Source organism: Achromobacter sp. NFACC18-2 (genome assembly GCF_900108985.1).
Classification (GTDB): Bacteria; Pseudomonadota; Gammaproteobacteria; order Burkholderiales; family Burkholderiaceae_B; genus Achromobacter.
This window is the reverse complement of the sequence record NZ_FNYM01000001.1, coordinates 184,739-198,075: the sequence shown is the minus strand read 5'-3', so window position 1 is coordinate 198,075 and position 13,337 is coordinate 184,739. Positions and strand designations below refer to the sequence as shown.

Sequence of the window (13,337 nt, the reverse complement as noted above, 5' to 3'; positions counted from 1 at the left end):
TCTTGTTGCAGGTTGCTTGAAATGCCGGTCAGCGGCCGGCGAACAGGTCTTCAACGGACAGGCCGATGCCCAGGATCCGGCGATCCGCGCCGTTGCTGCCGGCGATCATCAGGCCGACCGGCGCGGTGCCTGCGGCATGGCACGGCAGCGACAGCGCGCAGCCGTCCAGGAAGTTGATGAGCGTCGGATTGCGCAGGATCAGCCCGTTGGCGGCGTAGTAGGCCTCGTCGGCGGCCTGCAGGTCCGCCACCGGCGGCGCCACGATGGGCGTGGTGGGCATGATGAGCGCGTCATAGCCCGCGATGCGGTGATCCACGGCCGCGACCCAGGCTTCGCGCGCATCGAGCAGGTCCAGGTAATCCGCCGCCGACATGTCCTGGCCGCGCATGATGCGCGACACCACGCGCGGGTCGTAGCGCTTGCCCGCGCGCGCGATCAGGTCGCGGTGCCAGGCCCAGGCTTCCGCGGCGGTGAAGCCGCCCTTGCTGTTGATGGCGGCCAGCTCGGCGAATTCCGGAATCTCGATCCGGTCGATCAGCGCGCCGGCCGCTTCCAGGCGCTGCACGGCCGCCGCAAAGCTGTCCGACACGTGCTTGTCCATGGCGTCCAGCGCCAGCGTGGTCGGAATGGCCAGGCGCAGGCCGCGCACGGGCAGCGCCTGCGGCAGCGGCCCCGCGTCGCCCGACAGGATGGCGTCCAGCTCGGCGCAGCAGCGCACGCTGGCGGCGATGGGACCGATGGAGTCCAGGTTGGCCGACAGCGGCAGCACGCCCTGCATGGACACGCGCCAGGCGCTGGGCTTGAAGCCCGTCAGGCCGCACAGGGCGGCCGGGATGCGCACGGAGCCGCCCGTGTCCGAGCCGATGCCCGCGACAGCCATGCCATCCGCGACCGAAACGGCGGCGCCGGAGGACGATCCGCCGGGAATGCGGCCGGTGGCGCGGTCGTAGGGGTTGAGCGGCGTGCCGTAGTGCGGATTGATGCCCAGGCCCGAATACGCGAATTCGGTCATGTTGGTGCGGCCGATGATGACGGCGCCGGCGGCGATCAGGCGCTGCACGACTTCGGCATTCGCCTCGGCCGCGGGCTCGCCCTCGCGCGCCACCGAACCGGCCATCGTGGTTTCGCCCTCGATGTCGAACAGGTCCTTGATGCTGATGGGCAGGCCGTCGATCGCGGATCGCACGATGCCCGCCGCGCGCAGCGTGTCGGACGCGCGCGCCTGGGCCAGCGCCGATTCGGCATACAGCTTGGTGAACGCGCGGGCGCCCTCGCCCGCCGGATCCTGGGCCCGCGCCAGCGCGGCTTCGGTCAGCGCAACGGAGGTGCTGCGGCCCTCGCGCAGGGCCGTGGTCAGATCATTCAGGGTCGAAACCATCATTGTCCTCATGCCGCCGGGCGGCGTGAATGTGCGAACGGACGCATCCGCAGGAATGCGCCCGGTTAATCAGTGCCGGGAGTGGCAGGTGTCAGGCCACCACGGGAAGCGATTCGACATGATAGCGGTGGCGCAACGTGCGCTGCAGGCGCGGATCGTGCAGTTCCATCGTGAAGTCCGCCGCCGCGCGGATGCCGCCGATGGCGCCCACGGTGCCGCAGGTCATGCCCGCGCCTTGCGGCAGCACGGCAGCGCCGCCGGTGTAGCCCGCGATCAGGTCCTGCGGCGTGCGCAGCGTGGACAGCGGACCTTCCTGGTACAGCACCTTTTCGCCGTTCTCGACGATGTAGGAGCGGATGACCAGCTCGTCCCAGTGGTCCGCCACGTCGGCAAGGCGCCAAGCCTCGGTGGCCACGGGCTTGACGCAGACCTGCTTGGACATGGCCACGCTGACCGTTTCCAGCTTGCGGTCGGTGTGGTCGGAGGCGATGCTGACGTACATCTCGCCGTCCACGGCAAAGACGAACGTCTCGACCTCGCCCGACGATTCCTCGCCCAGCGCCTGCACGTTCTCGGCCTGGGTCAACTGGTTCTCCGCGATGCGGTAGTACAGCGGCACGCTGCTCGGACGCGGCACGCCGATGGCGGCCAATTCCTCGATGTGATGCTCGATGGCGGCCATGTCGCGGCCGGCCCAGCCCGCCACGATCACGGTGTTGAAATCCACTTCCACCTGACGGGGATTGGCGTCGTCGATCTTGAATACGGCTTTCATGTCTGTCCTGCGAAGAAGGGGGTGAAAAGCGGCGCGGCGTCGGGCCGCGCCGGGATCAAAGAGAAATCAGCCAAAGACGCGCGGCAGCCACAGCGCGATGTCGGGCCAGAACGCCAGCAGCGCCAGCATCACGAACATGGCCGCGACGAACGGCAGGCTGCCGACGATGACCGCGCCCATGGAACCGCTCTTGCGCAGGCTCTGCACGACGAACAGGTTCAAACCGACGGGCGGGGTGATCAGGGCGGCCTCGACCAGGATGATGATCACGATGCCGAGCCAGATGGGGTCGTAGCCCAGCGCGATCATGATGGGCGCGACGATGGGAATCGTCGTGATCATCATGGACAGGGTTTCCATGAAGCAGCCCAGCACCAGATAGAAAATCACCACGATCAGCAACATCCAGCCGGGCGACAAGCCGAGCCCGGTGATGGACTTGGTCAGCGCATCCGTCAAGCCCGTGGCCGACATGATGAAGTTCAGGAAGCTCGCCGCGATGACGATCAGCATGATCATCGCCGTGGAGCGCATCGTGCCCTCCATCACCTCGCGCAGCATCGTCCAGCTCAGGCGGCGGAACCACGCCGCCAGGATGAAGGCGCCCAGCACGCCCAGCGCTGCCGCTTCGGTCGGCGTCGCCAGGCCCGCATAGATGGAGCCCACCACCAAAAAGAAGATGCCCAGGGGCGGCGCCAGGTGCACCAGGCTGGCCATGCGCTGGCCCCAGGTCGCGCGGATCTTCTTGCCGCCCCACGACGGCTTGGCCAGGCAGGCGATGACCACCATCAGCATGAACAGCATCGCCATCGCGAAGCCGGGAATGATGCCGGCCAGGTACAGCTTGGGCACCGACGAGTTCGTCAGCACGCCATAGATGACCAGGTTGATCGACGGCGGGATAAGAATGCCCAGCGTGCCGCCTGCGGCAAGACTGCCCAGGAACAGCGGTTCGTTGTAGCCGTACTTGCGGATCTGCGGAATGGCGACGGTGCCCACGGTGGCCGCGGTGGCCACGCTGGAGCCGGAGGTCGCCGAAAACAGGGTCGACGCGCCGATATTGGCATGCATCAGCCCGCCCGGCAGCCACGACAGCCACAGGCTCATGGCGCCGTACATGCGCTCGGCAAAGCCGGCGCGCAGCAAGACCTCGCCCAGCATGATGAACAGCGGAATCGCCACCAGGAGGAACTCGTTGTTCGAGCTCCAGGAAATCTCGCCGATGGCGCGCGTCAGCGGCAGCATCGAGAACATCGGGTCCAGGATCAGGCCCAGCACGCCCAGCGCGGCGCCCACGGGGATGGACAGGCCGATGAGCACCAGCAATAGTGTCAACGCGGTGGCAATCATGCGGATTCTCCCTTGACCATGCGCTCGCCGGCGGCGGCTTCTTCTTCGGCCTCTTCCTGCGCGGAGCGCACGCCGCAGATCTGCTTGACCAGTTCGATGTCGCCCGTGACCAGGGCGGCGGAGGCGCGCGCCAGCATCAGCGCGACGGTGATGCACATCCAGCCCAGACCCAGCATCCACAGGCCCTGCGGAATCCACAGCGGCGTGGCCAGCGGCGTGTTGGCGGTGGACTTCTGGGTCCAGGACGTCACCACCACGTCGTAGGCGTAGTAGGTCAGGAACACCATGAAGACGGCCAGCGCCACGATGGAAAGCCAGTCCAGCACGGCCGACAGTCGGACGGGCAGGTGTTGGTACAGCACGTCGACGCGCACGTTGGCGCGTTGCAGCGTCGCAAAGGCCAGCGCCCAGGACGTGCTGATCGCGAAGGCGTAGCTGGACAGTTCGTCCGCGCCGCCGGTCGTGAAGCCCAGGAATTTACGGGCCAGCACGTCAAAGGAGATCAGCAGCACGCTGGCAACCGTCAGGGCGCCGCCGGCCCATACGGCCGCGCGGGAAAAGGTCTCGGCGCGCCGCAACAGGCCGCCGAGCAGGCGGAAGTGTTCGGTTTGAGTCATGAATGGAACCTCGGGTGGCTCGGCCTGGCATCACAGGCGGATGGCGCAGGCCGGTATCGCAAGCCGGTATTGCAAGCCCGCTTCGCGGGCGGGTACAGCAGGCCGGCGCGTTGGCCGGCGGTCGCGCCAGCCCGCGGGCTGGCGCGTCCTGGCATTTACTTGCTGGCAGTCAGGTTCAGCGTCTTGCCGACGGTGGCGTTCCAGTCCTTCACGCACTGCGCCGAGCAACGGGCGGCCCACTTGGGCAGCACGGCCTCTTGCGCCACCTTCTTCAGCAGGGCGCGGTCGGCATCGGAGGGTTGCACCAGAACCATCTTGCCCTTGACCGGGAACGGGCAAGCGGCGGCGCCGGTGTTGCAGTCATAGCCTTCCTGCGTCTGGCGGGCGGCGGCGTCCCAGATGTTGTCGACCAGCATGGTGATGTTGGTCTGCAGGAACGTGCGCACCTTCGGATCCAGCTTGTCCCAGGCCTTCTGGTTGACGGCATGGATCTGCTGGTTCCAGTTGATCGGCAGCGCGACCAGGTGGGTCGACACTTCATACCACTTGGCCGAATAGCCGGACAGCGAACCCGTGATGGCGCAGTCCACAACCTTGTTCTGCAGCGCGGGGACCACTTCGCCGAAGGCCATCGTCACGCTCGAACCGCCCAGCGCTTCCACGAATTCGGCCGTGGTGCGGCTGCTGGTGCGCACCTTCTTGCCCTTGATGTCGGCCAGGCCCTTGATCTCGGCATTGCAGAACAGCACCTGCGCCGGATAGGTGGAAATGCCCAGCAGCTTGACGTTGTTGCCTTCGCCGTAGAGCTTGGCGTAGACGGGCTCGAATGCGTCGGTCACGGCGCGCGCGGTCTTGACGTCCGGCGCCAGGCCGGCCAGGTCGATGGCTTCGTTGATGGGATTGTCGCTGGCGAAGTACGACAGCGTGGCGGTGCCGAATTCGATCACGCCCTGCGACATCAGGCGCAGCAGCTCAGGCCCCTTCAGGCCCATTTCGTTGAAGCCCTTGATCTCCGCCGTGACCTGTCCCTTGGACAGCTCGGGAATGGTCTTGGTCCAGAACGGCTTCTCGTAGTCGTTGTAAGCGGTCAGGTTGGACAGGCCGCCCACGACCTTCAGATTGGTCTTGGGCAGGTCCTGGGCCTGGACGGCGCCGGCCAACAGGCTGGCGGCGACGGCGGCGAAAGCAAGAGACTTCTTCATGGACAAAACTCCTGGCTGGCGGGATCGTCTGTCGCGCGCGGGATCCCGTTATCCTGGTCGCGCGCCGTTAAGAATCGGGTGTCAGGGATGCAAGGCAGGGACAGGAAATGCGTCAGGTCCGACGTGCAACTGATGCCTATTCATGGTTTTCCCCCGCACTGTGTATCCAGGCGCTACTTATTTCTGTAGCGCCATTGCATCGCCAGGGGCGGCGACCGTCCAATCGTATGTTGCGATGTGGGGGTATAAATTTTTTTTGGGTCTCGCCGCGCAATTTGCCGCCGTTTTTCGCAAACGACGTATCGGCGCGGCTTTGCGGCAGATGCCGCACTGCGCAAACCGGCGCGGCATGCGCGCCGGCCACGGGTGGCGCGGCGCCCCATCTGGGGAAAACACCTACGGCCATTTGGCCGTTCAGGCCTGCGCCGCGACCTTCTGCGCCATCTGCGCGATGATGCGCACGGCGTGGCTGTCCGGCCCCTGCACCCAGGTGGCGGTAAAGCTCAGCTCGGGCAGCGGATCGGCCTGCACCTGCAGGATCCGCAGTTCGCCGCGCGCCAGTTCCTTGCCCAGGAACACGGGCGCGATCACGCTGGTGCCAATTGCATCCTGCGTCATCCGCACCACCATGGACATCGACGCGCTGCCATACATGCGCGGCGACGCGATCCCCGCCCGCGTGAGCATGTCGCGCACCACGCGGTACGGCGAACTGTTGGACGGATACGTGATGATCGGCAGCTTGCCGATCGTCGCCAGCGTCAGGGGCTCCGGCCCCAGGTCCAGCAACGGGCTCGCCACCCACGCCAGCGGATACGTGCACAGCGGCAGGTTCTCGACCCGGGCCTCCAGCACCGGCCCCATCAGGAACGCCAGGTCGATCTGGCGCGACATCAGGTGCGAGCGCAGCACATGCGTGGTGTCCACCTCGATCTCGAGCACCAGCGCCGGATACGTCGCATGGATCAGTTCGATGAGGGCTGGCAGCCAGGTCTGCACGATGGTCTCGGCCACGCCGATGCGCACCGTGCCGGACATGACGTTCTGCTCGCGCGCGGCCTCGAACATGTCGCGCCGCACCTGCAGCATGCGCTCCGCGTGCGACAGCAGTTCATGCCCCTTGGCCGTCAGCTTGACGCCGCGCGCATCGCGGTCGAACAGCTTGACGCCCAGGTCCGCCTCGAGCGAGGCGATGCGCTGCGAGACCGCGGGCTGCGTGGTGTTGAGCTTGTCCGACGCGGCGCGAAAGCTGCCCAGCGTGGCGACCCAGAAAAAAGTTTCGACGTTTCGTAGTTCTATCATTGGCCTGTTCCCCTGCCGGGATGAGCGTATCATGTCAGCCGCCCAGCGCCGCGTCGCCTGCATCAGTCCGATGGCGCGACGGTCCCTACATCCAGAACAGGAGCCCTGTCCATGTCCCCGGCCGATAACGGTCGCCCGCGCCCCGGCGCGTCCGCCGCGCGCGGCCCGATGATCGGTGTGCTGCTGCTGGTGCTGTCGATGTGGACCCTGTCCTGCCTGGACGCCAGCGGCAAGTGGGTCATGGATGCGGGCGTGCCGCTCCTGGTGCTGTCCTGGTTCCGTTATGCCATTCACCTGGTGCTGGTGCTGGCACTGGTCCTGCCGGCCCGCGGCACGGCCGTGCTGCGCAGCAAGAAGCCGCGCGAGCAGCTCGTGCGCGGCGGCTCGATGTTCCTGGCCACGCTCATGTTCTTTACGACGCTGAGCTACATCCCGCAGGCCGAGGCCACGTCCATCAACTTCCTGGCGCCGCTGCTGGTGCTGTCGCTGGCGCCCTGGATCCTGAACGAACCCGCGCGCCTGTCGCGCTTCGTCGCCGCGGGCATTGCCTTCGTCGGCGTGCTCATCGTCATCCGTCCCGGCGGCGGGCTGCATCCCATCGGAACGATCTTCGGGCTGGTGACGGCCTGTTGCTTTACCGCGCAATTCATCGCCACGCGCCGCGTGGCGGGCGACGACCCGTTCACGTCCCTGATCTGGAGCGGCGCGGTGGGCACTGTGTGCCTGACGGTCACCCTGCCCTTCATCCTGCCGCCCGCCCTGCCCGTGCTGCAGGGCCTGTCCACGCTGGACTGGATCGTGCTGATCTCGACCGGCCTCACCGGCGGCCTGGGCCACCTGTTCCAGATCGCCGCCTACCGCCGCGCGCCGGCCTCCACGCTGGCCCCGTTCATCTACCTGCAGATCATCAGCGCGGCGTCGGTCGGCTGGCTGGTGTGGGGCCACTTCCCCGACCCGCTGACCTGGCTGGGCATCGCGATCATCTGCGCCAGCGGCATGGGCATCGGCCTGGTCGAATGGCGACGCAGCCGCGCCCAGGGCGCCGTCCCGGCCGGTTCCGCCTCCGGCAAGACGGCCGCTCGCTGAACGGCGGCCGGCCCGCCGCCGCGGGCCGACCGCCTCCCGTACAATGCGCTTCGCCTTTTGCCCTATGCGGCATCGGCCCCTGGCGTATCCCCAACAAGAGGCCCTCATGATCATCAAGCCCCGCGTGCGCGGTTTCATCTGCGTCACCACCCATCCCGTCGGCTGCGAGGCCAACGTCAAGAACCAGATCGACTACGTGAAGGCGCAGGGAGCGGTGCCCGGGGGGCCCAAGCGCGTGCTGGTGCTGGGCGCATCGACCGGTTATGGGCTGGCCGCGCGCATCACCGCGGCATTCGGCTGTGGCGCGCAGACGCTGGGCGTCTTCTACGAACGCCCGGGCGAAGCCAGCAAGGCGGGCACGCCGGGCTGGTACAACAGCGCCGCCTTCCACAAGTTCGCCGAGGCCGAAGGCCTGACCGCGCAAAGCATCAATGGCGATGCGTTCTCCGACGAGATCAAGCAAAAGACCATCGCCGCCATCAAGGCGGGCATGGGCCAGGTCGACCAGGTCATCTACAGCCTGGCCGCCCCGCGTCGCACGCATCCGGAGACCGGGCAGGTCCACAACTCCACCCTCAAGCCCATCGGCAAGTCCGTGACCCTGCGCGGCCTGGACACCGACAAGGAACTCATCAAGGACGGCGTGCTGGAACCGGCCTCGCAAGCCGAGATCGACGCCACCGTCGCCGTGATGGGCGGCGAGGACTGGCAGATGTGGATCGATGCGCTGCAGGCGGCCGGCGTGCTGGCTGAAGGCGCCACCACCACCGCCTTTACGTATCTGGGCGAAAAGATCACGCACGACATCTACTGGAACGGCTCGATCGGCGCCGCCAAGAAAGACCTGGACCAGAAGGTGCTGGACATCCGCGCAAAGCTGGCGGCCCATGGCGGCGACGCGCGCGTGTCGGTGCTCAAGGCCGTCGTGACGCAGGCCAGCTCGGCCATTCCGATGATGCCGCTGTACCTGTCGCTGCTCTTCAAGGTCATGAAGGAAGACGGCACCCATGAAGGCTGCATCGAGCAGGTGTATGGCCTCTACCGCGACAGCCTCTGCGGCCCCTCGCCCATCATGGATGAGGAAGGACGCCTGCGCGCCGACCGCAAGGAACTGGCCCCGCACGTACAGGCGCAAGTACAGGCCCTATGGAACCAGGTCGACACCGGCAGCCTTTATACGCTGACCGATTTTGCGGGCTACAAGCGCGAATTCCTGGGCCTCTTCGGCTTTGAAATCGACGGCGTGGATTATGAGGCCGACGTCGATCCCGTCGTGGAAATGCGCGGACTGATCTGACCACCCGCGGGGCCCGCGGGCCTCGCGTGCCTGGCTGCCCCGGCCAGCCGGGGCGCCGCCTCGGTCAGATGTATTCCAACGTGACCACGTACCGTTTGGACGCGGCGCGCGCTGCCTGAGGGCCTTCCGCAGGCACCTGCACCACACTCGTCTTGACGCGCAGCGCCGGATCGAACGTGCCTTGGCCGCGGACCGGGGCGCAGGCGACCGTGGGACGCGCGGCAGGATTGGCGTGCGTCACGCGGGGCATGCAACTACTGGGTTCTACGACTGCACCGACGAAGCGGATGACTCCGCCGTCCGCGCTGGCGACCGCCGGGGCCAGCAAAGCAACAAACAAGGATGCATGGATTGACGAACGTATAGACATGGCAACTCCTTGGCGTGGGTAAGAACAAGAACGGCACTGCATTCTTCATTCCTATTACGGCGCTTTTGCGCAAAAGCTAAGGCCGCACCAAGCAATCCATCCGACCTGCCGCATCTGCGCGGGTATTCAATGCCAACTTCGTCGTTGAAAAGAGCCTACTCCGGTTGTTTTTACGCAGCAATTCGATTTTTTAATAATTTTTCGATTGACGCTGCACAGGCGCAACATTGCAGGTCGAACTGCAAACGCAGATTGCAGATATGATTTTTTGAGGACGCGGGCCTGCCGCACTGACGCGCGACAAGGCCTTCGCAAGACAAAAAGCGCCGCGAGCGCGGCGCGAGAATGGCGTCAGGCGCCCTGGACCATGCGGCCCGCGGCCAGCACGAGTTGCCGTCCGCAGCGCGCGGCCAGTTGGGCATCGTGGGTCACCAGCACCAGCGTGGTGCCGTGTTCGCGGTGCAGGTCGAACATCAGGTCGATGACCGTCACGCCCGTGGCGGCGTCCAGGCTGCCGGTGGGCTCGTCCGCAAACAGCAGATCGGGCTGCACCACGAAGGCCCGGGCCAGCGACACGCGCTGCTGCTCGCCGCCCGACAGGGTGCGCGGATAGTGGTGCAGGCGCGCACCCAGCCCGACCCGCTCAAGCATGGCCTGCGCGGCCTCGCGCGCCGCCTGGCCGGCCAGTTCCAGCGGCAGCATCACGTTTTCCAGCGCCGTCAGGTTAGGCAGGAGCTGGAACGACTGGAACACGAAACCGACATGATTGGCTCGCAGGCGCGCACGGCCGTCCTCGTCGAGCGCGAACAGGTCCTGCCCCGCCAGGTGTACGCTGCCCATGCTGGGAACATCCAGGCCGGCCAGGAGTCCCAGCAAGGTGGACTTGCCCGAGCCGGAGCTGCCCGTGATGGCCACGGCGCTGCCCGCGGCAACCGTAAAATCAATGCCTTCCAGGATAGAGAGCGTCCCGCCGGCATCGGCCACCCGCTTGCCCAGCCCTTTCACCACGATCGAGTTATTGCTATCCATGCGCCTATTTTCCCGTCTGCTTCTTGTGACTGCCTTCGCGACCGCCTCGGCGGCGCCCGCCCTCGCTCAGACCGCCGCGGCAGCCCAGGGTTCCGCCCCGCGCACCGTGCTGGTGGTGGGCGACAGCCTGTCCGCCGAATACGGCATCAAGCGCGGCACCGGCTGGGTGCCCTTGCTGTCGGCGAGGATCTCCGAACAATACCCGAAGTTCCAGGTCGTCAACGCCAGCATCAGCGGCGACACGACCAGCGGCGGCGTCGCGCGCCTGCCTGCCCTGCTGCGCCAGCATGCGCCGGCCGTGGTGGTGCTGGAGCTGGGCGCCAATGACGCACTGCGCGGCCTGCCCCTGAACATGACCGAGCAGAATCTGCGCACCATGGCCCAGGCCGCCCGCAAGGCCGATGCCGACGTGCTGATCGTCGGCATGCAGATCCCGCCCAATTACGGCCGGGATTACGCGCAGCGCTTCGCGGCCGTGTTTTCCAAGGTCGCCAAAGACGAAAAAGCCCGGCTCGTGCCCTTCCTGATGGAAGGTATTGCAACGAACCGGGCGATGTTCCAGGCTGACGGCATCCATCCGAACGAGGATGCCCAGCCTCAACTGCTGGACAACGTGTGGCCGGCGCTGCGGCCCCTGTTGAACTGAACCTGCGCCGGGGCGGTCAGCCCGCGGCCTGGGCCTGATCGCCGCGGATGACCTCGGCGGCGGACGGCAGCACATTGACCTTGTACTGCTCGCGCAGCATGCGGATCATGGCCTCGGTCTCGGCCTGGCCCCAGGCGCCCGACAATTGCTGCGCCAGGCGCTCCTTGCCGGCGGCGTCGGCGTTGCCGGCCTCCACCTTTTCCAGTCGCACCAGCGTGTAATCGACGCCGGACTGCACGCCCGCGTAGGCCGGCAGCGTGGACGACGGCAGGCGCATCACGGCATCCAGCACCGGGCGCGACAGGTCCTTCGGATCCTGGCGCGACACCGTGATGGCCGGGCCAAAGCCTTCGGGCGCGGCAGCCGGGTTGGCCTTGTCGGCCGCCAGGGCCGCTTCGCCGGCCTTGCGGGCAGCTTCGGCCGAGCGCTCATCGAGCAGCTTGCCACGGATGACTTCGCTGACCGTGTCCAGCGGCGGCACGTGCGCGGGCTCGACCGCGGCCACACGCACGGCCAGCATCGTGTCGGGCGCCAGTTCGATCACGCCGGAGTTCTGCTTTTCACGCAGGACGTCAGGCGAGAACAGCACCTGGCGCACGCGCGGGTTGTCGAGCAGCGCGGCGTCCGGGCTGTCGGCAGCCGAACCGGGGCCTGCCTTGTCGGCGGGCAGCAGGCCTTCACGCGTGACGCCGGAAGCGGTGCGCAGTTTCAGGCCGACGGCATCGGCGGCCGGCTGCAGGCTGTCGCGCTGGTCGTAGACCTGCTTGTTCAACTGGCTGGCCATTTCGGAGAAGCGCTCCGCGGCGATCTGCTTGCGGACTTCGGCGGTGATCTGGTCCTTGACCTCGGCCAGCGGCTTGATGGCGGCGGGACTGATCTCGGTGACCTTGAGGATGTGCAGGCCGAACGGGCTTTCAACCACGCCGGACACCTGATTCAGGCCCAGGCCGAAGATGGCCTTGTCCAGCGCGCCAGCCTGCGCGCCCGGGGCGATCCAGCCCAGGTCGCCGCCCTTGGCGGCCGAGCCCGAGTCCTGCGAATTCTTGGCCGCCAGTTCAGCGAACTTGGCGGGATCGGCGGCGGCCTGCTTGGCGATGTCTTCCGCCTTGGCGCGCGCAGCCTTGCGGGCCTCTTCCGAAGCGCCCGACGGCAGTTCGATGAAGATGTGGCTGGCGCGGCGGCGTTCCGGCTGGCCAAAGCGGCTCTTGTTCTGTTCGTAGTAGGCAGCCAGGTCCTCGTCCTTGACCTGCACGCCCTGCGTGGCGGCGGCTTCGTCCAGCACGATGTACTGGACCTGCACCTGCTCGGGCACCTGCAATTGCTGCTTGTTGGCGTCGTACCAGGCCTGGATGTCGGCCGGCGTCACGCTGACCTGCGAGCGGTAGTCCGCCGCCGAGAAGCTGCGCAACTGGACCGTGCGGGTCTGCGTCAGCGCCGCCTCCAGGGCGGACACGACTTCGGCGGGCGCGCGGGCCGACTGGCCCACGGGTTCGAGCACGCGCGCAATCGCCAGATCACGGCGCAGGCCGGCTTCGAACGAGGTCGGCGACATGCCCTGGGCAGCCAGCACCTGGCGGTAGCGCTCGGGCGAGAAGCGGCCGTTGTCCTGGACTTCGGGGATGGCGGCGATGGTGTTGCGCAGCGTCTCGTCCGACACCGAGAAACGGTTGTCGGCGGCCACATTGGCCAACAGGCGCTGGTTGATCAGCTGGTTCAGCAGGCTTTCGCGCAGCGCCGGCGTGTCGATCACTGCCGGGTCGAACTGCGCGCCCAGGCGCTGGCGGAACTGCTCGAGCTGGTTGCGGTGCGCCTGGTCGAACTCGGCGCGGGAAATCGGCTGGCCCGCGACGGTGGCCAACTCGGGCTCCTGGCGCATGAAGCTGTCATAGCCTTGAATCCCGACCAGGAAGAAGGACGGCACAATCAGAATCAGCAGGATGAACTGCATCCAGCGCCGATGGCTGCGAATAAATTCGAACATGGAATCCCTGTTGCCGCGCTCCGAGGGTAGACGCCCGGGGGCCGCACAAAAACGCATAAAAAAAGGCGAAATCGATTCGCCCTATTCCCATACCGGCTATACCGGAATCAGCGGGCGGATTTTAGCATTTCTCATTCATTACGGAGGCAAACGGCCCCAAACGGCCGCTTTGTTGAGATGCGCGCCCCGGCGCGCCCCGTTTCGCCCGGGTTCCAGGGCCCCGCCGGGCGCGGGGCGCAGGTGACACCCGCGAAGACAAGGTATCCTTGCAAGCTGTTCCAGAAGAATCCAACCGCAGCACCCA

12 protein-coding genes are annotated in these 13,337 nt (G+C 66.8%); 3 read left to right on the top strand and 9 right to left on the bottom strand.

Features of this window, described 5'->3' with window-relative positions; genetic code table 11:
- Positions 1–28: 28 nt before the first annotated feature.
- The 6 genes from BMW75_RS00960 to BMW75_RS00935 form a co-directional block, all read right to left on the bottom strand.
- Positions 29–1,378, bottom strand: a complete 1,350-nt coding sequence (locus tag BMW75_RS00960; RefSeq protein ID WP_092576253.1) for an amidase — start codon at positions 1,376–1,378, stop codon at positions 29–31.
- A gap of 91 nt (positions 1,379–1,469) precedes the next feature.
- Complete coding sequence (locus tag BMW75_RS00955; protein ID WP_092575609.1) at positions 1,470–2,153, bottom strand: DUF2848 domain-containing protein; 684 nt, start codon at positions 2,151–2,153, stop codon at positions 1,470–1,472.
- 66 nt (positions 2,154–2,219) lie between these two features.
- Positions 2,220–3,503: a TRAP transporter large permease gene (locus BMW75_RS00950; protein WP_092575606.1), complete on the bottom strand. Its 1,284-nt coding sequence runs from the start codon at positions 3,501–3,503 to the stop codon at positions 2,220–2,222.
- Positions 3,500–4,120: a TRAP transporter small permease subunit gene (locus tag BMW75_RS00945; RefSeq protein ID WP_092575603.1), complete on the bottom strand. Its 621-nt coding sequence runs from the start codon at positions 4,118–4,120 to the stop codon at positions 3,500–3,502. The genes BMW75_RS00950 and BMW75_RS00945 overlap by 4 nt, the downstream gene beginning before the upstream one ends.
- A 155-nt stretch (positions 4,121–4,275) precedes the next feature.
- On the bottom strand, positions 4,276–5,322 hold the full coding sequence (locus BMW75_RS00940) for a TRAP transporter substrate-binding protein (RefSeq protein WP_076521048.1): 1,047 nt from the start codon (positions 5,320–5,322) through the stop codon (positions 4,276–4,278).
- Positions 5,323–5,736: 414 nt separating this feature from the next.
- Complete coding sequence (locus BMW75_RS00935) at positions 5,737–6,624, bottom strand: LysR family transcriptional regulator (protein WP_076521049.1); 888 nt, start codon at positions 6,622–6,624, stop codon at positions 5,737–5,739.
- 111 nt (positions 6,625–6,735) lie between these two features.
- Between BMW75_RS00935 and BMW75_RS00930 the strand changes: the two genes are divergently transcribed.
- Both BMW75_RS00930 and fabV read left to right on the top strand, forming a co-directional pair.
- A complete protein-coding gene (locus BMW75_RS00930; RefSeq protein WP_092575600.1) occupies positions 6,736–7,710 on the top strand; it encodes a DMT family transporter in 975 nt (324 codons plus the stop codon).
- A gap of 106 nt (positions 7,711–7,816) precedes the next feature.
- Positions 7,817–9,007: an enoyl-ACP reductase FabV gene (gene fabV / locus BMW75_RS00925; RefSeq protein WP_092575597.1), complete on the top strand. Its 1,191-nt coding sequence runs from the start codon at positions 7,817–7,819 to the stop codon at positions 9,005–9,007.
- A 64-nt stretch (positions 9,008–9,071) separates the two neighbouring features.
- Here fabV and BMW75_RS00920 read toward each other — a convergent pair whose 3' ends face one another.
- Both BMW75_RS00920 and BMW75_RS00915 read right to left on the bottom strand, forming a co-directional pair.
- The gene (locus BMW75_RS00920) at positions 9,072–9,257 is read right to left on the bottom strand and encodes a hypothetical protein (protein WP_092575594.1); all 186 of its coding nucleotides are present in this window, start codon (positions 9,255–9,257) and stop codon (positions 9,072–9,074) included.
- A 471-nt stretch (positions 9,258–9,728) separates the two neighbouring features.
- Complete coding sequence (locus BMW75_RS00915; protein WP_076521053.1) at positions 9,729–10,406, bottom strand: ABC transporter ATP-binding protein; 678 nt, start codon at positions 10,404–10,406, stop codon at positions 9,729–9,731.
- Here BMW75_RS00915 and BMW75_RS00910 point away from each other — a divergent pair.
- Positions 10,405–11,052, top strand: coding sequence for an arylesterase (locus BMW75_RS00910; RefSeq protein ID WP_175493060.1), 648 nt, complete (start codon positions 10,405–10,407; stop codon positions 11,050–11,052). The genes BMW75_RS00915 and BMW75_RS00910 overlap by 2 nt on opposite strands.
- Positions 11,053–11,068: 16 nt before the next feature.
- Here BMW75_RS00910 and BMW75_RS00905 read toward each other — a convergent pair whose 3' ends face one another.
- Entirely contained in the window at positions 11,069–13,033 is a 1,965-nt protein-coding gene (locus BMW75_RS00905; RefSeq protein WP_092575591.1) for a SurA N-terminal domain-containing protein, read from the bottom strand.
- Between the last annotated feature and the right edge of the window lie 304 nt (positions 13,034–13,337).

Coding starts and splice junctions, on each gene's coding strand:
- BMW75_RS00935 (WP_076521049.1), bottom strand. CDS start 6,624: ATGATAGAACTACGAAACGTCGAAACTTTTTTCTGGGTCGCCACGCTG.
- BMW75_RS00905 (WP_092575591.1), bottom strand. CDS start 13,033: ATGTTCGAATTTATTCGCAGCCATCGGCGCTGGATGCAGTTCATCCTG.
- BMW75_RS00945 (WP_092575603.1), bottom strand. CDS start 4,120: ATGACTCAAACCGAACACTTCCGCCTGCTCGGCGGCCTGTTGCGGCGC.
- BMW75_RS00960 (WP_092576253.1), bottom strand. CDS start 1,378: ATGGTTTCGACCCTGAATGATCTGACCACGGCCCTGCGCGAGGGCCGC.
- BMW75_RS00915 (WP_076521053.1), bottom strand. CDS start 10,406: ATGGATAGCAATAACTCGATCGTGGTGAAAGGGCTGGGCAAGCGGGTG.
- BMW75_RS00930 (WP_092575600.1), top strand. CDS start 6,736: ATGTCCCCGGCCGATAACGGTCGCCCGCGCCCCGGCGCGTCCGCCGCG.
- BMW75_RS00940 (WP_076521048.1), bottom strand. CDS start 5,322: ATGAAGAAGTCTCTTGCTTTCGCCGCCGTCGCCGCCAGCCTGTTGGCC.
- fabV (WP_092575597.1), top strand. CDS start 7,817: ATGATCATCAAGCCCCGCGTGCGCGGTTTCATCTGCGTCACCACCCAT.
- BMW75_RS00920 (WP_092575594.1), bottom strand. CDS start 9,257: ATGCCCCGCGTGACGCACGCCAATCCTGCCGCGCGTCCCACGGTCGCC.
- BMW75_RS00955 (WP_092575609.1), bottom strand. CDS start 2,153: ATGAAAGCCGTATTCAAGATCGACGACGCCAATCCCCGTCAGGTGGAA.
- BMW75_RS00910 (WP_175493060.1), top strand. CDS start 10,405: ATGCGCCTATTTTCCCGTCTGCTTCTTGTGACTGCCTTCGCGACCGCC.
- BMW75_RS00950 (WP_092575606.1), bottom strand. CDS start 3,503: ATGATTGCCACCGCGTTGACACTATTGCTGGTGCTCATCGGCCTGTCC.